General features: G+C 55.5%; 18 protein-coding genes. 9 read left to right on the forward strand and 9 right to left on the reverse strand.

Annotated elements, in window-relative coordinates:
• Nucleotides 1-22: 22 nt before the first annotated feature.
• Together xylB and xylA are read right to left on the reverse strand one after the other, a co-directional pair.
• Nucleotides 23-1,477 (reverse strand): xylulokinase, encoded by a 1,455-nt coding sequence (xylB, locus tag O1723_RS20735; RefSeq protein WP_023336567.1) that lies wholly within the window; start codon nt 1,475-1,477, stop codon nt 23-25.
• A 61-nt stretch (nt 1,478-1,538) separates the two neighbouring features.
• Complete coding sequence (gene xylA, locus O1723_RS20740) at nt 1,539-2,861, reverse strand: xylose isomerase (protein WP_086527836.1); 1,323 nt, start codon at nt 2,859-2,861, stop codon at nt 1,539-1,541.
• 370 nt (nt 2,862-3,231) lie between these two features.
• Here xylA and xylF point away from each other — a divergent pair, with 370 nt between their 5' ends.
• The 4 genes from xylF (at nt 3,232) to xylR (ending at nt 8,209) form a co-directional block, all read left to right on the forward strand.
• A complete protein-coding gene (gene xylF, locus O1723_RS20745) occupies nt 3,232-4,224 on the forward strand; it encodes a D-xylose ABC transporter substrate-binding protein (RefSeq protein ID WP_014882036.1) in 993 nt (330 codons plus the stop codon).
• A gap of 72 nt (nt 4,225-4,296) precedes the next feature.
• Nucleotides 4,297-5,838 carry a xylose ABC transporter ATP-binding protein gene (locus tag O1723_RS20750; protein ID WP_023336566.1) on the forward strand — a complete coding sequence of 514 codons (1,542 nt, stop codon included), beginning with the start codon at nt 4,297-4,299 and terminating at the stop codon, nt 5,836-5,838.
• Complete coding sequence (gene xylH, locus O1723_RS20755) at nt 5,816-6,997, forward strand: xylose ABC transporter permease XylH (RefSeq protein WP_023336565.1); 1,182 nt, start codon at nt 5,816-5,818, stop codon at nt 6,995-6,997. The genes O1723_RS20750 and xylH overlap by 23 nt, the downstream gene beginning before the upstream one ends.
• 33 nt (nt 6,998-7,030) lie before the next feature.
• Nucleotides 7,031-8,209 (forward strand): D-xylose utilization transcriptional activator XylR, encoded by a 1,179-nt coding sequence (xylR, locus tag O1723_RS20760; protein ID WP_014882033.1) that lies wholly within the window; start codon nt 7,031-7,033, stop codon nt 8,207-8,209.
• A 38-nt stretch (nt 8,210-8,247) separates the two neighbouring features.
• Here xylR and O1723_RS20765 read toward each other — a convergent pair whose 3' ends face one another.
• Entirely contained in the window at nt 8,248-9,072 is an 825-nt protein-coding gene (locus O1723_RS20765; protein ID WP_014882032.1) for a protein bax, read from the reverse strand.
• A gap of 314 nt (nt 9,073-9,386) precedes the next feature.
• Here O1723_RS20765 and O1723_RS20770 point away from each other — a divergent pair, with 314 nt between their 5' ends.
• Nucleotides 9,387-11,417 carry an alpha-amylase gene (locus O1723_RS20770; RefSeq protein ID WP_023336564.1) on the forward strand — a complete coding sequence of 677 codons (2,031 nt, stop codon included), beginning with the start codon at nt 9,387-9,389 and terminating at the stop codon, nt 11,415-11,417.
• A gap of 198 nt (nt 11,418-11,615) precedes the next feature.
• Nucleotides 11,616-12,872, forward strand: coding sequence for a valine--pyruvate transaminase (gene avtA, locus O1723_RS20775; protein ID WP_032666326.1), 1,257 nt, complete (start codon nt 11,616-11,618; stop codon nt 12,870-12,872).
• Between the two features lie 56 nt (nt 12,873-12,928).
• Here the strand turns inward: avtA and O1723_RS20780 are convergent, their stop codons facing one another.
• Nucleotides 12,929-13,738 (reverse strand): AraC family transcriptional regulator, encoded by an 810-nt coding sequence (locus O1723_RS20780; protein WP_014882029.1) that lies wholly within the window; start codon nt 13,736-13,738, stop codon nt 12,929-12,931.
• A gap of 225 nt (nt 13,739-13,963) precedes the next feature.
• Between O1723_RS20780 and O1723_RS20785 the strand changes: the two genes are divergently transcribed.
• The gene (locus O1723_RS20785) at nt 13,964-15,364 is read left to right on the forward strand and encodes an MFS transporter (RefSeq protein ID WP_023336562.1); all 1,401 of its coding nucleotides are present in this window, start codon (nt 13,964-13,966) and stop codon (nt 15,362-15,364) included.
• A 10-nt stretch (nt 15,365-15,374) separates the two neighbouring features.
• Entirely contained in the window at nt 15,375-17,324 is a 1,950-nt protein-coding gene (locus O1723_RS20790) for a glycoside hydrolase family 127 protein (RefSeq protein ID WP_023336561.1), read from the forward strand.
• A 74-nt stretch (nt 17,325-17,398) separates the two neighbouring features.
• Here O1723_RS20790 and O1723_RS20795 read toward each other — a convergent pair whose 3' ends face one another.
• On the reverse strand, nt 17,399-18,139 hold the full coding sequence (locus tag O1723_RS20795; protein ID WP_014882026.1) for a MipA/OmpV family protein: 741 nt from the start codon (nt 18,137-18,139) through the stop codon (nt 17,399-17,401).
• A 116-nt stretch (nt 18,140-18,255) separates the two neighbouring features.
• Here O1723_RS20795 and O1723_RS20800 point away from each other — a divergent pair, with 116 nt between their 5' ends.
• Nucleotides 18,256-19,221, forward strand: a complete 966-nt coding sequence (locus O1723_RS20800) for a LysR family transcriptional regulator (RefSeq protein WP_059361794.1) — start codon at nt 18,256-18,258, stop codon at nt 19,219-19,221.
• Here O1723_RS20800 and aldB read toward each other — a convergent pair.
• The 4 genes from aldB to O1723_RS20820 all read right to left on the reverse strand — a co-directional run bounded on the left by aldB (nt 19,218) and on the right by O1723_RS20820 (nt 24,784).
• Nucleotides 19,218-20,756 (reverse strand): aldehyde dehydrogenase AldB, encoded by a 1,539-nt coding sequence (aldB, locus tag O1723_RS20805; RefSeq protein ID WP_014882024.1) that lies wholly within the window; start codon nt 20,754-20,756, stop codon nt 19,218-19,220. The two genes, O1723_RS20800 and aldB, sit on opposite strands and share 4 nt — an antisense overlap.
• 86 nt (nt 20,757-20,842) lie before the next feature.
• The gene (gene selB, locus O1723_RS20810) at nt 20,843-22,690 is read right to left on the reverse strand and encodes a selenocysteine-specific translation elongation factor (RefSeq protein ID WP_023336559.1); all 1,848 of its coding nucleotides are present in this window, start codon (nt 22,688-22,690) and stop codon (nt 20,843-20,845) included.
• The gene (selA, locus tag O1723_RS20815) at nt 22,687-24,072 is read right to left on the reverse strand and encodes an L-seryl-tRNA(Sec) selenium transferase (RefSeq protein ID WP_023336558.1); all 1,386 of its coding nucleotides are present in this window, start codon (nt 24,070-24,072) and stop codon (nt 22,687-22,689) included. The genes selB and selA overlap by 4 nt, the downstream gene beginning before the upstream one ends.
• A gap of 103 nt (nt 24,073-24,175) precedes the next feature.
• On the reverse strand, nt 24,176-24,784 hold the full coding sequence (locus tag O1723_RS20820; RefSeq protein ID WP_014882021.1) for a glutathione S-transferase: 609 nt from the start codon (nt 24,782-24,784) through the stop codon (nt 24,176-24,178).
• Nucleotides 24,785-24,832: the final 48 nt, after the last annotated feature.

A 24,832-nucleotide genomic window follows, 5' to 3' on the forward strand; every position in this document is an offset into this window, starting at 1 on the left:
CGCAGCGCCACCCGGCGGATGTTTACGACATCAGCGGCAGCAGCTGCTGATAGATTTTGCGGAACACGTCGCGCCTCTGCGCATAGCGGGCATGGCGTGCTGCGTCAGGCAAGTGCGCCTGTTCAAGCGGAAGCTGCGGTAACAATTGTGAAAGCGGTTTTTCGGGGTTCATGGCTATCTGTGCCAGCCGTGCGGCGCCGAGCGCGGGCCCGACATCGCCACCAGTGCGGAAATCCAGCTGCAATCCGCTGATGTCAGCCAGCATCTGTCGCCAGTAAGGGCTCCGCGCGCCGCCGCCAATCAGGGTGACGCTCGACGGTTTCAGGCCGCAATCATGCACCACGTCCATGCCGTCGGCCAGCGCATAGCCCACACCTTCCAGAACCGCACGCGCCAGCTCTGACGGACCATGTTGATGGGTTAAACCAAAGAACACCCCTTTCGCTTCCGGGTTGTTGTGCGGCGTTCGCTCGCCGGAAAGATACGGTAAAAACCAGATCGTACCCGCGGTGTCATCCGCCTGCTGCGCGGCGGAGATGAGCGCCGGAACATCGGCCATGCCGGTGAGTCTTGCCGCCCAATCCAGGCAAGATGCGGCGCTGAGCATCACTGACATCAAATGCCATTTCCCCGGAAGGGCATGGCAGAAACTGTGCACTGCGCTTTCAGGGTTGCTGCGATACCCGTCGCTGACGGCAAAATAGACACCGGACGTTCCCAGCGACAGCATCGCCTGCCCTGCCTCCACCATGCCGACACCCACGGCCCCCGCCGCATTGTCACCGCCTCCGGCCACCACCGGTACGGCTGGCATATTCCAGCGTTCAGCAACGGCTGGCTGCAGCGTGCCTGTCACCTCGCTACCTTCGAACAGCGCGGGCATATGGGCGCGGGTCAGATGGCAGGCATTCAGCATCGCCTCGCTCCAGTCACGTTTCGCCACGTCGAGCCACATCGTGCCCGCCGCGTCAGACATGTCGCTGGCGAAATCACCCGTCATGCGAAAACGCAGATAATCTTTCGGCAGCAGGACTTTCGCCACCTGCCGGAAAATCTCAGGTTCATGACGCTGTACCCACAGAAGTTTCGGTGCGGTAAAACCGGGCATCATCAGGTTGCCGGTGATCTGGCGGGAGGTAGGTACACGTTCCTCAAGAAGCGCACACTCTTCTGCACAGCGGCCATCGTTCCAGAGGATCGCAGGACGCAACACGCGATGCTGGCTATCCAGCAGCGTTGCGCCGTGCATTTGCCCGGCAATCCCCAGCGCTTTGACGTCACGCAGAGGGTGTTTCTCGCCTAGCGCCTTGATGGCACGGTCCGTTGCCTGCCACCACTGCTCCGGGTCCTGTTCCGACCACAGCGGATGCGGACGTGAAACCTGCAGCGTTTCCGTCTGCGTAGCCAACACATCGCCCTGCTCGCTTAACAGGATGGCTTTCACACCCGACGTGCCAAGATCGATCCCGATATACATTACGGTGACTCCTTTAACAGAAATGCCCGGTGGCGCTAACGCTTACCGGGCCTACGTGCTGTTATTTATCGAACAGGTAGTGGTTGACCAGGTTTTCCAGCAGCTCCTGGTGCCCGCTCTGGTGCTGCGGCGCCAGCTGCTGCTGTTCAGCGTACTTCGCGATCTCCGCAAGTGATAACTGGCCTTTCAAAATTTGCTGACCCAGCTCACTGTTCCAGCCGCTGTAGCGCTTCGCAACACGCTTATCCAGCTCACCGTCTTCAATCATGCGAGCGGCGACTTTCAGCGCCAGCGCCATGGTGTCCATCGCGCCAATGTGGCCGTAGAACAGATCGTATTTGTCGGTGCTCTGACGACGTACTTTGGCGTCAAAGTTCAGGCCGCCGGTAGTGAAACCACCCGCTTTAATGATTTCGTACATCACCAGCGCATTCTCTTCCACGCTGTTCGGGAACTGGTCTGTATCCCAGCCCAGCTGTGCATCGCCGCGGTTAGCATCGACAGAGCCAAAAATGCCCAGTGCAATCGCAGACGCAATCTCGTGATGGAAAGAGTGGCCCGCCAGCGTGGCGTGGTTGGCTTCAATGTTAACTTTAATCTCTTTTTCCAGCCCGAACTGTTTCAGGAAGCCATACACCGTCGCCACGTCGTAGTCATACTGGTGCTTGGTCGGTTCCTGCGGTTTCGGCTCAATCAGCAGCGTGCCACGGAAGCCGATTTTGTGCTTATGATCGACAACCATCTGCATAAAGCGGCCAATCTGCTCGCGCTCCTGGCGCAGATCGGTGTTGAGCAGGGTTTCGTAGCCTTCACGGCCGCCCCACAGGACATAGTTTTCGCCGCCCAACTGATGCGTGGCGTTCATAGCCGTCACCACCTGCGTGGCCGCCCAGCTAAACACTTCCGGATCCGGATTGGTTGCCGCGCCCGCGCCGTAGCGTGGATTAGTGAAGCAGTTTGCGGTGCCCCACAGCAGCTTCACGCCGCTTTGCTGCTGTTTTGCCGCCAGCACATCCACCATCTGCGCGAAATTGTTCAGGTACTCTTTCAGAGACGCACCTTCCGGCGAGACGTCCACATCGTGGAAGCAGTAGTACGGCACGTTCAGCTTGTGGAAGAACTCAAATGCCACATCGGCTTTACGTTTCGCCAGCTCGATGGCTTCACCCGGCTGCTGCCATGGGCGGTCAAAGGAACCCACACCGAACATATCGGCGCCGTTCCAGCAGAAGGTATGCCAGTAACAGGCGGCAAAGCGCAGATGGTCTTCCATGCGCTTACCCAGTACCAGCTCATCCGGGTTGTAGTGACGAAATGCTAAAGGATTGGTCGTTTTTGGGCCTTCGTAACGAACACGATCGAGTTGGTCGAAATAAGCTTGCATATTGAGCTCCATAATCAGGGTATGCGGCGAGTCGTTGATACAGGAGTAATAGTGAATAGACATTTTGGGTTGCTCAATTACGTTATTTCACACTGCTATTGAGAGAATGCACAACTGTGCGCTGGCTCGCAAAATAATGCGCAGGCAAACTATTTTTCGGCGTAAATTCCAGAATCAAATGTAATTAAGACGTTACGCATTTTAAAATCCGATCGCGGTCATAAATTCAGAAATAAACCAAATATCGTAATGAGAAGATAAAAATCTGTAATTGCCAGCCCGCCTTTCCGCGTTAAAAATTTGCTGCGTCCCAGCAGTGAATGTTTCTTTTATCTCAGCAACACATACCCCTACAAAAGGCCTAATAATTATGAAGATAAAGAACCTGACCCTAACGATCTGCACTACTCTCCTCCTTGTAAGCTTTGCAGGACATGCCAAAGAGGTCAAAATTGGCATGGCGATTGACGACCTGCGCCTGGAGCGCTGGCAAAAAGATCGCGATATCTTTGTGAAAAAGGCGGAATCACTCGGTGCGAATGTCTTTGTTCAGTCAGCGAATGGCAATGAAGAAACGCAAATGTCACAGATCGAGAATATGATTAACCGTGGTGTCGATGTCCTGGTCATTATCCCTTATAACGGCCAGGTATTAAGTAACGTAGTGAAAGAAGCGAAGCAAGAGGGCATAAAAGTTCTCGCTTATGACCGCATGATTAATAATGCGGATATTGATTATTATATTTCGTTCGACAATGAAAAAGTGGGTGAATTACAGGCGCAAAGCCTGATCGACAAAGTGCCTCAGGGCAATTATTTCCTGATGGGTGGCTCTCCGGTAGATAACAACGCCAAACTGTTCCGTGAAGGACAAATGAAAGTCCTTAAACCCTACATCGACAACGGGAAAATTAAGGTGGTTGGCGATCAGTGGGCCGACGGATGGCTGCCAGAAAACGCGCTGAAAATTATGGAAAACGCGCTGACGGCCAACAACAACAAAATTGATGCGGTCGTGGCCTCCAACGATGCCACCGCAGGCGGTGCTATCCAGGCGCTGAGCGCCCAGGGGCTGGCCGGGAAAGTCGCTATCTCCGGGCAGGATGCCGACCTGGCAGGGGTAAAACGCATTATCGCTGGCACACAAACCATGACGGTTTACAAACCGATTACCGAGCTTGCCAATACCGCGGCGGAAATCGCCGTGGAGCTGGGCAATGGCAAGCAGCCTAAAGCAGACGCGACGCTGAATAACGGGCTGAAAGATGTTCCGGCTCGCCTGCTCACGCCAATTGAAGTCAATAAAGAGAACATTGACGCCACCGTGATTAAAGACGGTTTCCACAAGAAGAGCGAACTGTAATCCAGCGCGGCCCCCGCTCTGCGGGGGCGCATCACGTTGTACTGTTCTTCCCTCGGGTTATGTGGAGCAGGTATGCCTTATTTACTTGAAATGAAAAGCATCACCAAGCGCTTCGGCGCAGTGAAGGCCGTCGACAACGTCAGCCTCCGGTTGAACCCCGGCGAAGTGGTTTCGCTGTGCGGCGAGAACGGTTCGGGCAAATCAACGTTGATGAAAGTTCTGTGTGGGATCTACCCACACGGCAGTTACGAAGGCGAAATTGTCTTTGCCGGTGAAGTGATCCAGGCGACACACATTCGCGATACCGAACGTAAAGGGATCGCCATCATCCACCAGGAGCTGGCGCTGGTGAAGCATCTCACCGTGTTGGAAAACATCTTCCTTGGAGCCGAGATTTCCCGCCACGGCGTACTGGATTACGACACCATGACGCTCCGCTGTGAAAAGCTGCTGGCGCAGGTGAGCCTCAATATTTCACCGGATACCCGCGTGGGCGATCTGGGTCTGGGGCAACAGCAGCTGGTAGAAATTGCTAAGGCGCTGAACAAACAGGTACGGCTGCTGATCCTCGATGAGCCCACGGCTTCGCTCACCGAACAGGAAACCGCAGTTCTGCTCAATATCATCCGCGATCTGCAAAACCACGGCATCGCCTGTATCTACATTTCGCACAAGCTAAACGAGGTTAAAGCCATTTCGGACACCATCTGTGTCATTCGCGACGGGCAACACATCGGCACGCGCGAAGCGGCAGGCATGAGTGAAGATGACATCATCACCATGATGGTAGGCCGCGAGCTGACGGCGCTCTACCCGAATGAGCCACACGCCAGAGGCGAGGAAGTGCTGCGTGTGGAAAATCTGACCGCGTGGCACCCCGTTAACCGCCACATCAAGCGCGTGAATAACGTCTCGTTTTCTCTTCACAGCGGCGAAATTCTCGGGATTGCGGGCCTCGTCGGCGCCGGACGCACGGAGGCCGTACAGTGTCTGTTTGGCGTGTGGCCCGGGCGCTGGGAGGGGACGATTTATATCGACGGCCAGCCAGTGAAAATCGACAACTGCCAGCAGGCGATTGCCCGCGGCATTGCTATGGTGCCGGAAGATCGTAAAAAAGACGGCATCGTACCGGTCATGGCGGTGGGGAAAAACATTACGCTTGCGGCACTCGATCGGTTCTCCGGCGCGCTGAGCAGCCTGGACGATGCCGCAGAGCAACAGTGCATTCTTCAGTCGCTTGCAAGGCTGAAGGTCAAAACGTCCTCCCCGGAACTGGTGATTGGCCGCCTGAGTGGCGGTAACCAGCAGAAAGCGATTCTGGCGCGCTGCCTGCTTCTCAACCCACGCATATTAATCCTCGATGAGCCAACGCGCGGGATTGATATCGGTGCCAAATATGAAATCTACAAACTGATTAATCAGCTTGTTCAGCAAGGGATTGCCGTCATTGTCATTTCGTCTGAGTTACCCGAAGTGCTCGGCCTGAGCGACCGCGTGCTGGTGATGCACGAGGGGAAACTGAAAGCCAACCTGATTAACCAGAACCTGACGCAGGAGCAGGTGATGGAAGCCGCTTTAAGGAGCGAACGTCATGTCGAAAAGCAATCCGTCTGATATCAAAGTCGCCGTTCCGACGCCCGGTGCGTTCGCAGGGCTAAAAGCGCTGAACCTGCAGGTCTTCGTGATGATCGCAGCAATTATCGTCATCATGCTGTTTTTTACCTGGATGACCGATGGCTCATATTTAAGCGCGCGTAACGTCTCTAACCTGCTCCGCCAGACCGCCATTACCGGGATCCTGGCCGTAGGCATGGTGTTCGTCATTATCTCGGCAGAAATTGACCTGTCTGTAGGCTCGATGATGGGCCTGCTCGGCGGCGTGGCGGCTATTTTCGACGTCTGGCTTGGCTGGCCGCTGCCGCTGACCGTGGCGGTGACGCTGGTACTGGGTCTGGTCCTGGGGGCCTGGAACGGCTGGTGGGTTGCCTACCGCAAAGTCCCGTCGTTTATTGTTACCCTGGCGGGTATGCTGGCCTTCCGTGGGATCTTAATCGGGATTACCAACGGCACTACCGTCTCCCCCACCAGCGCCGCTATGTCGCAAATTGGTCAGAGCTACCTCTCCGATACCGTGGGCTTTACGATTGGCGTGGTAGGTTTGCTGGCGTTTGTCGCCTGGCAGTGGCGGGGGCGCATGCGTCGTCAGGCGCTGGGGCTGGCGTCACCGGCATCAACCTCCGTGGTAGGACGCCATGCGCTGACTGCGGTCATTGTGCTGGGCGCCATCTGGCTTCTTAACGACTATCGCGGTGTTCCGACACCGGTCCTGCTGCTGGCGCTGTTACTGCTGGGCGGGATGTTTATGGCGACGCGCACTGCGTTTGGCCGCCGCATTTATGCCATCGGTGGCAACCTTGAAGCTGCCCGTCTCTCGGGGATCAACGTCGAGCGCACTAAGCTCGCGGTGTTCGCCATTAACGGCCTGATGGTCGCCATCGCCGGGTTGATCCTCAGTTCGCGTCTGGGTGCCGGTTCGCCCTCCGCGGGTAACATCGCCGAGCTGGATGCGATTGCCGCCTGCGTCATTGGCGGCACCAGCCTCGCCGGCGGTATCGGTAGCGTGGCGGGTGCGGTCATGGGGGCATTTATCATGGCGTCGTTGGATAACGGGATGAGTATGATGGACGTCCCGACGTTTTGGCAGTATATCGTCAAGGGGGCCATTCTTTTGCTGGCAGTCTGGATGGACTCTGCCACCAAGCGACGAGCCTGATAACCGTATTGTGACTTAATTGGGAAGTGAGCCATGTTTGAAAAGCGTCACCGCATTACGTTGTTATTCAATGCCAATAAAGCCTACGACCGTCAGGTCGTTGAAGGCGTGGGTGAATATTTGCAGGCGTCGCAATCCGAGTGGGATATCTTCATTGAGGAAGACTTCCGCACCCGTCTGGAGAACATCAAAGACTGGCTGGGGGATGGTGTCATCGCTGACTATGACGATCCCGTCATTGAACAGCTGCTGACCGACGTCGACGTCCCGATCGTGGGCGTCGGCGGCTCCTACCATTCCCCCGAAAATTACCCGCCGGTTCACTATATCGCCACCGATAATCATGCCCTGGTCGAAGCCGCTTTTCTTCATTTAAAAGAGAAAGGCGTCCATCGTTTCGCGTTCTATGGTTTACCCGCCACCAGCGGCAAGCGCTGGGCAGTTGAGCGCGAGCATGCGTTTTGCCAGCTGGTCGCGCAGGAGAAGTATCGCGGCGTAGTGTATCAGGGGCTGGAGACGGCTCCGGAAAACTGGCAGCACGCGCAAAATCGGCTGGCGGACTGGCTGCAAACGCTGCCCCCGCAAACCGGCATTATTGCCGTCACCGACGCCCGTGCCCGCCACGTGCTGCAGGTCTGCGAGCATTTACATATCCCGGTGCCCGAGAAGCTGTGCGTGATTGGCATTGATAACGAAGAACTCACCCGCTATCTCTCCCGCGTGGCGCTCTCCTCTGTGGCACAGGGCACCCGTCAGATGGGCTATCAGGCAGCGAAGCTGCTGCATCGTCTGCTGGATAAAGAGTCTCTGCCGCTTCAGCGTTTGCTGGTACCCCCTGTCCGCGTCGTGGAGCGTCGCTCAACCGACTATCGTTCCCTGAGTGACCCGGCTGTCATTCAGGCGATGCACTATATTCGCAACCACGCCTGTAAAGGAATTAAGGTCGATCAGGTTCTGGATTCGGTGGGCATTTCTCGTTCGAATCTGGAGAAGCGTTTCAAAGAAGAAGTGGGCGAAACCATTCATGCCGTCATCCATGCGGAGAAACTGGAGAAAGCCCGCAGCCTGCTCATCTCAACATCACTGTCGATCAACGAAATCTCGCAGATGTGCGGTTACCCGTCGCTGCAATATTTCTATTCGGTGTTTCGCAAAGAGTATGACACCACGCCAAAAGAGTATCGGGATCGCCACAGCGAGGTGCTGATATAGAAAAGAAAACGCCTTCATTTAGAAGGCGTTTTTAGTGATTACATATGGGCGGCGATTAAGCGCTGGTTATCCTGGTACATCGCGAACAGATAGTTGTTATAGCTCTGCCCCTTCGTCGAATAACCCTTCAGCTTGTGGATCATCGTACTGGCCGTCACTTCCTGATCCGCTTTACGCAACTGAGCACGTGATTTACGGAAAGATGAGTAGGCCGGGTGCGTGTTCAGATTGACCACATAGGCACCCACGGAATCTTTGACTGATTCAAACTGAGAATAGCCTTTCACCTTGCCAGGCGCATTATTACAACGACCTTTCACACACTTCATACCGAAAAGATTGTTGTTATTACGCGCCAGCTTTGACGTTCCCCAGCCGCTTTCGGCTGCCGCCATGGTCGCAACCATGCTATTCGGGATGATATCGACACGTTCAAGGAGAGCATTCCACGGCACACGACGGGTGTTACCGTTCCAGCTCAGCTTGTAGCGCTTCGTGATATCTTTCAGACGCGCGCGTTCTGAAGGCGACCAGCGGCTATCGTACTGTTTGGAAATCAGCCAGTTACGATCCGCAGTAATCGCGGCATTTTGACTCGTGATGTAAGGCATTACCGTCCGGAGAAACGCTTTTTTCCTTGGTGTTCCGGAAGGGTATTTTCGCAAATCAGGAAGTGAACTACTCTTTGCACTATTGCGAGAATACTCTTGTTTACTGCTAACCTTACTACTTGTCGTCTTTATTACGTGGGCTTTCTTACTCGTTGTATCCGTGTGCGTCTTCGCAAGCACCTCACCTGAAAATGCCATGGTGAGTAACATGAGTATCGCAGCCCCATATCGTCGAATGGGAGTCGATATCATTAGGTCTCCTGGTCGGATGTCATCATCCTAACACCTTATTTTTTTCACAAATTTGAGAGCGGAATCTCAAATCATATCAAAAATAGACTTCAAGAGCACGTATAGAAATAGTCCAAATCCGAAACTATGTCACCTGAAACTTGCTTATAAAAACAGCACTCCTGAAAATTTGTGCGCGATATCGCAGATAACTGCCTAATTTTGCGCGGGATCACTCATCCTCACACGTCCTCCTGGCAGAAAGCGCTGGAGGATGAGTTTTTACCCTCCGCCTGATGGCAAACTGGTTAAAAATGCCGCGACAGGAAAATGGAATGAAACGCACCGCTCTGGCTTTTCTGATGCTACCCGCACTGGCACACGCTGACTGGTCATCACCGGGATTTAAGAGTTTTAGCGCCGAAGGCACCGGGATTTTCACCAGCCAGGCAAAGCTTGCGAAGGGTACGCGTCCTCTTACGCTGAGTTTTGACAAGACGTGCTGGCAGCCATCAGAGGCGATAAAACTCAATGAGATGCTGTCGCTCAAACCCTGCGATGGCACGCCGCCGCAGTGGCGCCTTTTCCGCGACGGTGAATATCAGATGCGGATTGATACTCGCTCCGGCACGCCCACACTGCTGCTGACAATTCAGAGTGCAGCAGAACAACCGGTGGCAACCGCTATCCGCCAGTGTCCGAAGTGGGATGGTAAACCGCTGACGCTGAACGTTAGCGATACTTTCCCGGAAGGGACAGTAGTGCGTGATTTCTACAGCAAACAGACCGCGACGGTACAGAACGGAAACATTACCCTGCAGCCCGCCGCTGGCAGTAATGGCCTGCTGCTGCTTGAGCGCGCCGAAACGGATAAACCCGCACCGTTTAGCTGGCAGAACGCCACCGTCTATTTTGTCCTGACCGACCGCTATGTGAACGGTGACCCGAGCAACGACAACAGCTATGGCCGCCATAAAGACGGGATGCAGGAGATTGGCACCTTCCACGGTGGCGACCTCAAGGGACTTGCCAGCAAGCTCGATTATTTACAGCAACTGGGGGTGAATGCGCTCTGGATAAGCTCTCCGCTTGAGCAGATCCATGGTTGGGTAGGCGGGGGGACCAAAGGGGATTTCCCTCACTATGCGTATCATGGCTATTACACCCAGGACTGGACAAAGCTTGATGCCAACATGGGTACCGAAGAAGATTTGCGCCATCTTGTCGATGAAGCACACAAGCGTGGTATCCGCATCCTGTTCGATATCGTCATGAACCACACGGGCTACGCGACGCTAGCAGACATGCAGGCGTATCAGTTTGGCGCGCTGTATTTACAGGGTGATGAGCTGAAAAAAACGCTGGGTGAACACTGGACCGACTGGAAGCCAGGTGCAGGCCAAACCTGGCACAGCTTCAATGACTACATTAACTTCAGCGACAAAGCCGCATGGGAAAAATGGTGGGGCAAGAAATGGATCCGTACCGACATCGGTGATTACGACAACCCTGGCTTTGATGATTTGACGATGTCGCTGGCGTTCCTGCCCGACCTGAAAACGGAATCCACCGTCCCTTCCGGGTTACCCAATTTTTATCAGCACAAACCCGATACCCACGCGAAGGCCATCCCGGGATATACCCCGCGCGACTATCTGACTCACTGGCTCAGCCAGTGGGTACGAGACTACGGCATCGACGGTTTTCGGGTCGATACCGCGAAGCACGTCGAGCTTGCGGCCTGGCAGCAGCTAAAAGATCAGACAAGTCAGGCACTGGCGGCCTGGAAAGGGGCGAACCCGGACAAAAAGCTCGACAACGCACCGTTCTGGATGACCGGGGAATCCTGGGGTCACGGGGTGATGCAGAGTGATTATTACCGCCACGGTTTCGATGCGATGATCAACTTTGATTATCAGGAGCAGGCGGCAAAGGCGGTGAACTGCCTGGCCGATATCGACCTGACGTGGCAGCAGATGGCAGAAAAGCTGCAAAGCTTCAACGTTCTGAGCTACCTCTCCTCCCATGACACACGCCTGTTCCGCGAAGGTGGTCAGCGCGCGGCTGAGCTGCTCCTGCTGGCACCGGGCAGCGTACAAATCTATTACGGGGATGAATCCGAACGTCCGTTCGGCCCGACGGGCTCCGACCCGCTTCAGGGCACCCGTTCGGATATGAACTGGCAGGATGTCACGGGCACGCAGGCGTCAACCGTCGCCCACTGGCAAATGCTGGGTCAGTTCCGCGCCCGTCACCCGGCGATCGGCGAAGGCAAGCAAACCACGCTGTCGCTGAAAGAAGGGTATGGCTTTGTGCGCGAGCACAAGGGCGATAAAGTCATGGTGGTATGGGCTGGTAATCAATAATCCCCCCCTCACCCTAACCCTCTCTCCACAGGGGAGAGGGCCGGGGTGAGGGGAGAAAAAACCGCCAGAACAATTCACTGAATAAATCCTTACCCGCCACACAAAACAACAAATCCGACCACACCACCCGATTTGCACCAACACGGTGCTAGCGTTATGGTTACCCACTTTCAAAATAAGCTCGACAGATCACCTGCTATGACGTTTTCACTTTTCGGCGACAAATTCACCCGCCATTCAGGCATTACTCGCCTGATGGAGGACCTCAACGACGGGCTGCGCACACCGGGCGCAATCATGCTCGGCGGCGGAAACCCGGCTCAAATTCCGGAGATGAATACCTATTTCCAGACGCTGCTCGCTCAGATGCTGGAAAACGGCAAAGCGACCGATGCGCTCTGCAATTACGACGGTCCTCAGGGCAAAACTGAACTGCTGGCACTCCTCGCTGGAATGCTGCGTGACGAGCTGGGCTGGGATATCGAACCACAGAATATTGCACTAACAAACGGCAGCCAGAGCGCGTTTTTCTACTTGTTTAACCTGTTCGCTGGACGTCGCGCCGACGGCACGACCAAAAAAGTGCTGTTCCCGCTGGCCCCGGAATATATCGGCTATGCCGATTCCGGTCTGGAAGAGGATCTGTTCGTCTCCGCACGCCCTAACATTGAGCTGCTGCCGGAAGGCCAGTTCAAATATCACGTCGATTTTGAACATCTGCATATCGGTGAAGAGACGGGCATGATCTGCGTCTCCCGTCCGACTAACCCGACGGGCAACGTCATTACCGACGACGAGCTGATGAAGCTGGATGCGCTGGCAAATCAGCACGGCATTCCGCTAGTGATCGATAACGCCTACGGCGTGCCGTTCCCGGGCATTATCTTCAGCGAAGCGCGTCCGCTATGGAACCCGAATATCGTTCTGTGTATGAGCCTCTCTAAGCTGGGCCTGCCGGGTAGCCGCTGCGGCATCATCATCGCCAACGAGAAAATCATCACCGCCATTACCAATATGAACGGCATTATCAGCCTTTCACCGGGCAGCATCGGTCCGGCAATGATGTGTGAAATGATTAAGCGCAACGACCTGCTGCGTCTGTCTAACGAGGTTATCAAGCCGTTTTATTATCAGCGCGTTCAGGAAACCATCGCGACGATTCGCCGCTACCTGCCGGAAGAGCGCTGCCTGATCCACAAACCTGAGGGGGCGATTTTCCTCTGGCTGTGGTTTAAGGACCTGCCGATCACCACCGAACTGCTCTACCAGCGTCTGAAAAAACGCGGTGTGTTGATGGTGCCGGGTGATTACTTCTTCCCGGGTCTGGATAAGCCGTGGCCGCACACGCACCAGTGCATGCGTATGAACTACGTGCCCGATCCGGAAAAAATTGAAGCGGGCGTCAAAATTCTCGCCGAAGAAATCGAAAAAGCCTGGCGCGAAGACGGTCAGTGACGCGTTACGCCAGATGATGCTGCACAGCGGGCATAATCTGGCGACCCCGAGACAGGTCAACCAGAATTAATATGCTCTTTACAGTACCGCCGTTTCCAGACGGCGGGCGTTAGACCGGTGTGCTTAGAAAAAATCTGTCGAAAATAGCCCACATCATTAAAACCGCAGCGTGTCGCTACTTCGGTTAATGATGCGGCCTCGTTGAGCAGTAATTTTTCTGCCGCCCGGACACGCTGGCGATGAATGGCCTCCGTCAGGGTTAAATGAAATGTCCGGCGAAATACTCGCCCAAGATAATCCGCATTGCAGTGCAGTTCTTTTGCCAGTAGCGACGTTGAAAGCGGTAAATGAAACTGTGTGCGAATAAGCTGTTTCGCCTTCCACGCCATGGCCGCACCGGCTTCATTGGCGCTGTCTTCATATCCGGAAGGACGGGAAATTTGCTGTAAGATCAGCAGTAAAATGATTTCAAGCGCCATGGTTCGCTGTAATTTCTCCTGCTCGCTTAAGAACTGGCGGAAAAGAGAAATGACAGACTGGGCGTCCCTCACGCGACAATGCTGTTCTATCGCCAGATTGGGTTGTGAAGAGGGATAATGTTCAATCTCAAAATGCAGCCAGTAAAATTTAAGATCGACAGGGAATTCGCCTACGCCCACGTGTCGCCTGTCAGGCCAAAGCAGTAACGTCTCCCCTGCACGCACCTCAAACACCGTATTTTCTTCCTGGATCGTTAATGTCCCTTTTTCGACAAAAATAATCTCCCACGATGTTAATTTCCGCGCAGGATGGCGACCCACGCCCCGGGAAATAAATAACCCGCCATTTTGGACCTTAATCGGAAGCGCTATGGATAATTCGAGCATGGATATTCACCATTCCGCTTTTATTGCCATCAATATTCAATTTACGCATTGATTATTAACTAATATCTGAATAACTGTCCGATCGGAATCACATTTTCTTCATCAGGTCGGAATCGTCACCTTTTTATACTTTTCCCTTCCCTTGTTGGCCTTGCCGTTCAATGCAGAATAAATGGGTACCTTGCATAAATACGATAATAAATTCGTTCATCGAGGAGTTACTTCATGACTTCCACACCGATTACTGAATCAGACGTGACACAAGGGGCGGCAGATGACCGGCTGTCCGTCCGCGAAAAAATTGGCTACGGCCTGGGTGATGCGGGCGGGACGGTAATTACCTGCCTGATCATGAATTTCCTGACCTTTTTCTATACCGATGTCTTTGGCCTCACTCCCGCGCTCGTGGGCACGCTATTTATTGCTCTTCGTGTGTTTGATGCCATCTCCGATCCGGTGATGGGCGTGATTGCTGACCGCACGCAGAGCCGCTGGGGACGTTTTCGTCCCTGGCAGCTATGGGTGGCGCTCCCCATCGGGGTTATTGGCGTGCTGACGTTCACCGTACCGGAAGCCAGCATGGGGGTGAAAATCGCCTGGGCGTTTGGTACCTATTTGCTGTTGTCCGTTGGTTATACCGCCATTAACGTGCCCTACTGCGCGCTGATTAACACCATGACTACCCGACACAACGAGGTGATCGCCTGCCAGTCATGGCGCTTTGTGCTGTGCGGCGTGGCGGGATTTCTGGTCTCTGTGGGATTGCCATGGCTGGTCGCGGAGCTCGGTCAGGGCGATGCCGCAAAGGGTTATCAGCTTGGCGTCGGCGTCCTGTGTGCTATCGCCGTGGTGATGTTTCTCTGCTGCTTCTTCTGGGTTCGCGAGCGCGTTCCGCTGGCGCTGATGGGTAAATTCACCTTACGCGAGCACCTTGCGGGCCTGCGTAAAAACGATCAACTGCTCCTGATGCTGGTGATGTCGTTTCTGCTGATCAACGTTTTCAACATTCGCGGCGGCGGATACATGTACTTCATCACCTACGTCCTGCAGGGCAGCACGGCCTATACCTCGCTGTTTTTCACGATGGTGACTTTTGCGGCCATTCTGGGTGCGGTGATCGTCAATCCGCTGTCGCGCCGTATTGATACCGTCAAACTCTACTACTACACCAACCTGGTGCTCGCTGCGCTTGCGGTGGGCATGTGGTTTCTGCCGGGAGGCCCGGCGCACCAGACGCTCTGGCTGGTGATTATTTTAAGCAACGGCGTGATCCTCGGTTTTACCCTGCCACTGCACTTCTCGCTGATGGCTTTTGCCGATGACTACGGTGAATGGAAAAACGGCGTGCGCTCATCGGGCATGAACTTCGCCTTCAACCTGTTTTTCATCAAGCTCGCATGGGCATCCAGCGCCGGGATCATCAGCCTGGTGTTTATCACCGTAGCCTATCAGCCGGGCATGGGTAACCAGACGCCAGCCTCGTTACAGGGCATCACCGCCATGGAGACACTGCTGCCTGCCCTTTTCCATCTGCTGCTGGCGGTCACTATCCGCTGGTGCAGGCTTAACAATCCACTGATGTCGCGCATTGCCACCGATCTGCGCCAGCGTCATGTCCCTTCCTGAGGAGAATACGATGTCCGTAATGGAACCCGATCTGCACCAACTGAAAATCAATGACCCGTTTCTCGGGCAGTATCAACGACTGGTCCGTGATGTGGTGATCCCCTACCAGTGGGATGCGCTGAACGATCGCGTGGCAGAGGCTGAACCCAGCCACGCCATTACCAACTTCCGCATTGCCGCGGGTCTGGAAGAGGGTGAATTCTACGGGATGGTGTTTCAGGACAGCGACGTGGCGAAATGGCTGGAGGCCGTGGCGTGGTCGCTATGCCAGAAACCGGATGCTGAACTGGAAAAAACCGCCGACGAGATCATTGAACTGATTGCCGCAGCACAGTGTGAAGATGGCTATCTCAATACGTACTTTACGGTTAAGGCCCCCGAGGCGCGCTGGACCAATCTGGCCGAATGCCACGAGCTGTACTGCGCCGGGCATATGATTGAGGCTGGCGTGGCCTGGTTTCAGGGAACCGGTAAACGCAACCTGCTGGATGTGGTGTGCAGGCTGGCAGACCATATCGACAGCGTGTTTGGCCCTGGCGAAACGCAGCTGCACGGTTATCCTGGCCACCCGGAAATCGAGCTGGCGCTGATGCGGCTGTACGACGTCACGGAGGAACCACGCTACCTCAATCTGGTGAAATACTTTATTGAGGAACGCGGCGCCCAGCCTCACTTCTACGATATCGAGTACGAGAAGCGTGGCAAAACGTCATACTGGAATACCTATGGACCTGCGTGGATGGTCAAGGACAAAGCCTACAGCCAGGCACATCAACCTCTTGCTGAACAACAAACGGCCATCGGCCATGCGGTACGCTTTGTCTACCTGATGGCGGGCATGGCGCATCTGGCGCGCCTGAGCGGCGACGAAGGTAAACGCCAGGACTGCCTGCGGCTGTGGAATAACATGGCGCAGCGCCAGCTGTACATTACCGGCGGGATTGGCTCGCAAAGTAGCGGCGAGGCGTTCAGCAGCGATTACGATCTGCCCAACGATACGGTGTACGCGGAAAGCTGCGCCTCCATTGGCCTGATGATGTTTGCCCGCCGGATGCTCGAGATGGAGGCAGACAGTCACTACGCCGACGTGATGGAGCGCGCGTTATACAACACGGTACTCGGCGGCATGGCGCTGGACGGAAAACACTTCTTCTATGTGAACCCGCTGGAGGTACATCCTAAAACGCTGGCGTTCAACCATATCTACGATCACGTGAAGCCCGTCCGCCAGCGATGGTTCGGCTGCGCCTGCTGTCCGCCGAATATCGCCCGCGTGCTGACCTCACTGGGACATTACATTTATACCGTTCGCCCGGATGCCCTGTTGATCAACCTGTATGTGGGGAACGATGTCGCCATACAGATTGATGAAAACACACTCCGGCTACGTATTAGCGGTAACTATCCGTGGCAGGATCAGGTGACCATCGAAATAACCTCGCCTGTTCCGGTGACTCACACGCTGGCCCTGCGGCTGCCGGACTGGTGCGCCGAACCGGCTGTTTCGCTGAATGGTGAACGCGTCACCGGTGAGGTCGTTCGTGGATATCTTTACCTCAACCGTTGCTGGCATGAGGGCGACACGCTGACTCTGACACTCCCTATGCCGGTTCGCCGCGTGTACGGTAACCCGCAGGTGCGCCAACAGGCAGGTAAAGTCGCGCTTCAGCGCGGGCCCCTGGTTTACTGTCTGGAAGAAGCTGATAACGGCGCAAATCTGCATAACCTCTCTTTGCCTGAAAACAGTGCGTTCCGGGTATTTGAAGGCAAAGGCATTTTCGCGCACAAAATGTTGATACAGGCGGAGGGGAGCGGTTATCACGCGAAGGATACGGATGCGCTGTGGCAGTACGATCGCTCGCCGGTACAGCGTCAGCCCCAGACGCTGACCTTTATTCCCTGGTTCAGTTGGGCAAACCGGGGAGAAGGGGAGATGCGGATATGGGTGGATGAAGGCTGAATATTTGCGGTCTGTTGCCCTCCCCCCGGACTGTACACACCCACGGGGAGAGGGAGTAAACCGGCTTTAACGTATCAGAAGCGCCAGGTCAGCCCGGTCATCAGCACGAAGCTGTCGTCGCGGTCGATCATCGGGCTGTTCTTCACGTCGTCAGGCAACACGGTGTAGACCGCGCTGGCGTTAAGGTACAGCTTCTGGGTTAACTGATATTTAGCCGCCAGGCCAACGTATGGCGTCCAGCTGTCACCGGCGGTGTATTGCTTCAGACCTGAGCGGCGAGACTCGTTGCCGGATACGCCGTAGTAGTAGTCGTTATAGCTTTCGTCGGTATAAAAAACACCCACAGATGGCGTCAGGGTCAGACGTTCCATCCTGATGGGTCGAAAGTAGGAGACTTCTCCAATCATGCCGCCGCTTTCATCCGTGGCATCGCCAGAGACCGCCACTTTCAAAGAACCCCAGCTTTCATGGTGATAGTACGCGCCACCGAGGAAAGCGGACGCCTTACGCTCATCAAGCTGTTTCATCTGATGGTCGTCATTGTCATCGGGATCAAAATGCAACGGCATCCACGATGCGGTCAGGCTGAGTTCATTTTTTGCGTCTTTCCACAGGATCCAGCCGCCCGTGGTCTGGCGCACATAAAAACGATCGCTTTCGTAACTGATTAACGGCACCGCAGTGGTATTTTCGTTATATCCCTTATAAGGAGACTCATTAAATACAGCCCCCGCCCCTATTGAAAAGTCACCGGCCATTGCAGACGTGGCTGCAAATAACGTGGCAGCGATAAGTAAATTGTATTTAATAGTCATCAAAGTAATCCATTTAAACGCCAAACAAGCGGGGCGAATAATAATGGTTACAAATTTGCCAATGCAACGCTGCGGTTTATATAATATTATATATATAATGATATAGATGGGCACGCATGATGAGTAAATTACAGCTAAAGCCACGCGAATTAAAAATAATCTCCGTCATCGCCGCCACTCACAGCATTGGTGATGCTGCTGCCCTGTTGGGTATGGCGCAGGCTAACGTCAGTAAATATCTCTCTGATTTTGAAGCGCGGGTTGGACTAAAGGTTTTTGAGCGCACGACCCGTCAGCTTGCACTTACCCAGTTTGGTGAAGCGTTACTTCCCTATATTGACGCTTCGCTGGACAAAAACGATCAGCTCGTGAATTTCATTGCCGATTATAAGCATGAAAAGCGGGGCAAAGTGACCCTTTACGCGCCCACGGGAATTGTCACCTACCTCGCGCGCCATGTCATCCATCAGATAAAAGACATCGGCGACATTCGTATCTCCCTGAAAACGTACAACCTGGACCGCAATGAATTTTCAGAAGGCGTTTCCTTCCCGGATGACTGCGATATTTTAATTACCTATGCACAACCAAAAGATGGAAGTCTGGTCGCCAGCGTATTAACAAAATATTCCGTTACGGCATTCGCCACTCAGGAATATTTAAATAACCATCCATTAGCCGGACCTGACGATTTAATTAATCACTCATGTATTCTGATCGATTCCATGCTGGTCGACGATGCAAATATCTGGCGTTTTCGTACCCATGGTAGTGATAACGTGCAAGATTACAGGGTGACCGGAAATTATATTTGCGACAACACGCAGACGGCGCTGGAGCTGGCAAGAAATAACCTTGGCATCGTATTCGCACCTAAAGAGAGCCTGAAAAAAGAATTAGCGCAAGGCATGCTGGTTCCCTGCTTCCCGCATCAGGAAGAGTGGTGGCTCGATCTGACCGCAATATTCCGCAAACGTGAATACCAGCCCTGGCGTGTGCAGTACGTCCTTGATGGCGTCCTCAATTGCCTGCGCCAGCAAATTGCTCAGGCCGCCCAGGGACGGCCTGAGCAGGGCGACTAGAACAGGCCCAGCGGCTTATCGGAGTAGCTGACCAGCAAACATTTCGTCTGCTGGTAATGCTCCAGCATCATCTTGTGGGTTTCACGCCCGATGCCGGATTGCTTATAACCCCCAAATGCGGCGTGTGCCGGATAGGCGTGATAGCAGTTGGTCCAGACGCGCCCGGCCTGAATGCCCCGGCCCATTTTATAGGCCAGATTTCCGTTGCGGCTCCAGACGCCCGCCCCCAGGCCATACGGCGTGTCGTTGGCAATCTCCAGTGCCTCCTCCATCGTTTTGAAGGTGGTCACCGCCAGCACCGGTCCGAAAATCTCCTCCTGGAAGACGCGCATGTTGTTCTTGCCAAACAGGATCGTCGGCTCAAGGTAATACCCGTCCTGCAGATCGCCACCAAGTACCTTACGGCGGCCGCCGGTCAGGATATCTGCGCCCTCTTTCTTGCCGATATCAATGTAGTTGAGGATGGTCTCCAGCTGTCCATGTGAGACCTGCGCCCCCATCTGCGTAACGTTATCGAGCGGGTTCCCGCTGCGGATAGATTCAACGCGGCGAATGGCGCGCTCCATGAAGCGTTCATAGATAGACTCCTGCACCAGCGCGCGACTCGGGCAGGTACAGACTTCACCCTGGTTAAACGCAAACAGCGCAAACCCTTCCAGGGCTTTATCGAAGAAGGCATCCTCTTCTTCCATCACGTCTGCAAAGAAGATGTTCGGGGATTTTCCCCCAAGCTCAAGCGTCACCGGAATGATGTTCTGCGTGGCGTACTGCATGATCTGCTGGCCCACTTCCGTCGACCCGGTAAACGCCACTTTGGCGATACGTTTAGACGTAGCCAGATACTCCCCTATCTCGCCACCCGCACCATTCACCACGTTAATCACGCCCGGCGGCAGGAGATCGCCAACGATTTCCATCAGCAGCAGAACCGAAAGCGGGGTCAGACGCGCCGGTTTGAGCACAATGCAGTTGCCTGCTGCCAGCGCGGGCGCCATTTTCCAGCTCGCCATCAGCAGCGGGAAGTTCCACGGAATAATTTGCCCTACCACGCCCAGCGGTTCGTGGAAGTGATACGCCACGGTGTCGCTGTCGACCTCGCTGATTCCGCCCTCCTGAGCGCGAATACAGGAGGCAAAATAGCGGAAGTGGTCAATGGCCAGCGGCACGTCTGCCGCCATCGTTTCCCGGATCGGCTTGCCGTTATCCCAGGTTTCTGCCGTCGCCAGCAGTTCCAGATTCTGCTCCATCCGGTCAGCGATTTTGAACAGAATGGCTGCCCGATCCTGAACGGAGGTATGCCCCCATTTGTCTTTCGCGTTGTGCGCCGCATCCAGTGCCAGATCAATATCGCGCTTGCCGGAGCTGGCTATTTCACACAGCGGCTGGCCGGTAACGGGGGTCAGGTTGGAATAGTATTCGCCGTCGACGGGGGCTACCCAGTCGCCGCCAATAAAGTTGTCATAACGAGGCTTTAGCTTGAGGGGAAAACCATACTCGCCAGGCTGGATACGCGAAGAGGGAGGATTGTTTGTCATGACCGTCTCCTTGCTGTTGGTGTACAACAAGGGTAGTCCCGGCTGGCGATTTTCTCGCCAACCGGTAACGGTGTTTACGACGGGGGTCACGGAGTTTCAGGAAATAATAACGAATCTCGCAGAACATGGTCGTTACCGCGGCGACGCGTAAACCCAATACGATTGAAATATTCCAGGATCTGAATCGCCAGCTTGCGCCCTACGTTCAGCCGATCGCGAAAATCGGCTGCACAGGTAGAGCCGCGCGCCTGATCCAACTCGCGGATCAGGTTAGCAAACGCCACAATGCGATCGTTACGGTAATAACGATCTTTCACGATCGCAACTATCAGCCCCTGCTGCGCCGCGTGGCGTAATACCTGACGCATCGCCTGCTCGTCGGTGTTCGTTTCGCGCGCCAGATCGCGAACCCACCACGGCTCATCACCAAACAGCGAAGCCACTTTCTGCCAGATAACCTCCTGCTCTGCGGTGAATCCGGCTTTGTGATCCGGCAGGTGCAGCCAGCCGTGGTGGCTTTTAATCACCCCGCTTTCGCGCATGTTTTCAATCAGCAGCAGCACCAGCGCATCGTCTTCCATCGGCAGCGCCATGCGGCGCAGACGCTCACGCCCCGGACCAGGCTCATCCTGATGCTGTTCATGATACGTCGCGAGAGTGGTGAGTATTTTGCGCTGCCAGCGTGCGGCAACCGGGGCATTCAACAGGCTATTACCGGCCTGAATAAAGCCCGGCTGCCGGGTCAGCGGGTCTAATCCTTCCCTGCTCAGCTGGCGTGCCCAGGCAAAATCACCCAGGTTCACTGCACCGCGATCGAGATGCACCCGCAGTGCGGCGTTATCATCAGGGGCCTGTGCCAGCGCGGCCAGCCATTGCAGATATTCCGGTTTACGCTTGCCGCGTCGCGGCGAGTTAAGCGCCACCACCCGTGCCCCGGCCAGCGTTTCCCGCGCGGAGATATCCCGCAGAACCAGACGGTCGTTGTCTGCAAGCCAGAGCGGTGAATCGAAAACCAGTTCAGCAAGATCGTTTTCCAGCAGCGACACGCGTCCGGTGATATGGCTGGCCGCGTGGTGAATATGCAGCGGCTGCCACTGAGTCAGCGGCACATTCGTCTGCAGAGAGACAATCACGCGTTCAGACGGCTCTGGCGGAGCATCGGCCAGCAGCCAGTCGCCGCGGTTAAGCTGCTCTTTTTCCGCATCTCCGGCAATATTCAGCGCGATCCGCTGCCCGGCATGCGCCTGCTCTGCGGGCTGGTTCTGTGCATGTAAGCCGCGCACGCGCATCGGTTTGTTAACGCCCGTCAGCCACAGGCTATCGCCCACCTTCACTTCACCGCTCAACGCGGTACCGGTGACCACCAGGCCCGCCCCTTTTACGGTAAATGCACGATCAATCGCCAGACGGAAGCGATGATGATTTGCGTGGTCACGTGACGTCAGTTGCTGCAAATGGTGACGAAGTTCGTCGATGCCGCGGCCTTCGGTGGCCACGGTGACAAAAATCGGCGCATCGGCAAAGCCATACTCCCGTAAGGTGGCCTGCACCCCTTCGCGCACCTCGCCGACGCGCGCGTCATCCACGCGGTCAGCTTTCGTCAGCGCTACGGTCAGCTGCGGGTTGCCGGTCAGCTGGAGGATTGCCAGATGCTCGCGGGTTTGCGCCATCACGCCGTCATCGCAGGCCACGACCAGCAGGGCATGATCGATACCCCCCACCCCCGCCAGCATGTTAGACAGAAACTTCTCGTGCCCTGGTACATCAATAAAACCCAGCACGCGGCCGTCTGGCTGGGGCCAGTAGGCATAGCCCAGGTCGATAGTCATGCCGCGCTTTTTCTCTTCCGGCAGACGATCGGCGTTTATGCCAGTAATCGCCTGCAGCAACGTAGTTTTTCCGTGGTCGACATGACCGGCGGTGGCAATAATCATTTCAACAACATCTCCAGAAATCGCTCTTCATCATCAAGGCAGCGCAGATCCAGCCACATTCGTCCATCGTAAATCCGCCCGATAACCGGCACAGGCATGGCGCGCCAGCGTAACGACAGGGCCTCCAGGTGGCTGCCGCGCCCGTCACGCGGGGTAAACGTGAGCGCTTCGCTCGGCAGCCTGTCCACCGGCAGCGAACCGCTGCCAATCTGCGACTGGCAGGGCTCAATCCGAACGTCAAAATCAGGGTAGTGCGGGGCGATGCGCGGCAGCAATAACTCGGCCTGCGCACGAATCGAGGCGGCATCACGGGTTAAGAGACGCAGCACAGGCAGGCGGTCGGCCAGCTTCTCCGGATGGAGATAGAGCCGCAGCGTCGCATCCAGCGCGGCAAGGGTCATTTTATCGGCTCGCAGGGCGCGCTTGAGCGGATGCTGCTGCAGCCGGGCAATCAGCTCGCGTTTGCCGACGATAATCCCGGCCTGCGGCCCGCCCAGCAGTTTGTCGCCGGAAAAACTCACCAGGCTGACGCCCGCCGCAATCATCTCTTGCGGCATCGGTTCTTTTGGCAAGCCGTACTGGCTCAGGTCCACCAGCGAACCGCTGCCGAGATCGGCAATCACCGGGAGATTCAGTTCGCGCCCAATCTCCGCCAGCACGGCCTCATCAACCGTTTTGGTGAAGCCTTCAATCTGATAATTGCTGGTGTGAACCTTCATCAGCAGGGCGGTGTTTTCATTCACCGCTGCGCGATAATCTTTCGCATGGGTACGGTTGGTGGTACCGACCTCATGCAGCGTGCAGCCCGCCTGGCGCATCACGTCCGGAATGCGAAACGCCCCGCCAATTTCCACCAGCTCGCCGCGGGATACCACCACCTCTTTGCCGCTGGCGGTGGCCGCCAGCATTAGCAGCACCGCTGCGGCGTTGTTATTCACAATGCAGGCATCTTCCGCACCGGTCAGCTGGCACAGCAGATCCGCCAGGGCACGATCGCGATGCCCGCGTCCTGCGCCGTCCAGATCGTACTCCAGCGTCACCGGCGTTCGCATGGCCTGCCCGACCGCAGCCACGGCCTCTTCCGCCTGCTGCGCGCGGCCCAGGTTGGTGTGCAGCACGGTACCGGTAAGGTTGATCACCGGGCGTAATGCGCTTTGCGCGTTCTTGTCCAGCCGATGTTCCACTTCCAGCTCCCACGCGCTACACCAGTCGGGCAAGCTATTTTCTGCCTGAATGGCGCATCGGGCTTCGTCCTGAAGCAGGCGTAACATCTCAACCGTCGCGGTATGGCCGAAACGCTCCACAACAGCATGAATGCGAGGTTCGCGAAGAAGACGATCGGTAGCGGGGATCTGGCTGTAGAGCGAATGATGAGTAGTCATGAAAGCGCCTGGCGAGTAAATATCTTCCCCCCTCCCGACGGGAGAGGGAGTTAACATGTGGAGAGATTGTACCGCCTCCTGCAGCGAAGTGTTATAACCCGCGTCAAGCCTTTGGCGGTTCGGTACGGGCAAAGCTCTCGCGGCTAAAGAGCGTTTCAGCCAGCTTCACCAGCAACGGTCGGTCAACGCACCAGCCGGGGGACACGCGGCGGAAATTGAGATACCCGATGGCGCAGGCAATGGCGATGGTGGCCAGGTTCAGGCTATCGGTGTGAATTTTTCCCTCCCGGATGAGCTGTTCGCACATATCCAGACTGCGGTTGATTTTTTCCCGCTGGCGCAGCAGTTCGTTTTCTGACTGCTGTGCGGCGGGCCTTGCCTGCTCACGCACGGAAGTCAGCGCCGCATCCATAATGCCATCGGCCAGGGCTTCAATCTGCTTCACCGCCAGCGCCGCTTTTGGGTCAGCCGGCAGCATGGCCGGGGCCACGCCCAACAGCTCGATATACTCCGCAATAATCGGGGAGTCGAACCAGTATTCACCCTCGTCCGTCACCAGCGCCGGAACTTTTCCTAGCGGGTTGTACTGCGCGACGCCGTTTTCAGCGTTGTAGGGCTGTTCATTGACGAATTCGAATGTCATCCCTTTCTCCAGCAGGAGAATCGAGATTTTTCGCACGAAGGGACTGGTGTAGCTACCGATGAGTTTCATTGCCTGATCCTTGATGCCGGAAAAAGGTCAGTATGGATCACGGGATGA

Source organism: Enterobacter cloacae complex sp. HYC080_NIDB (genome assembly GCF_056673325.1).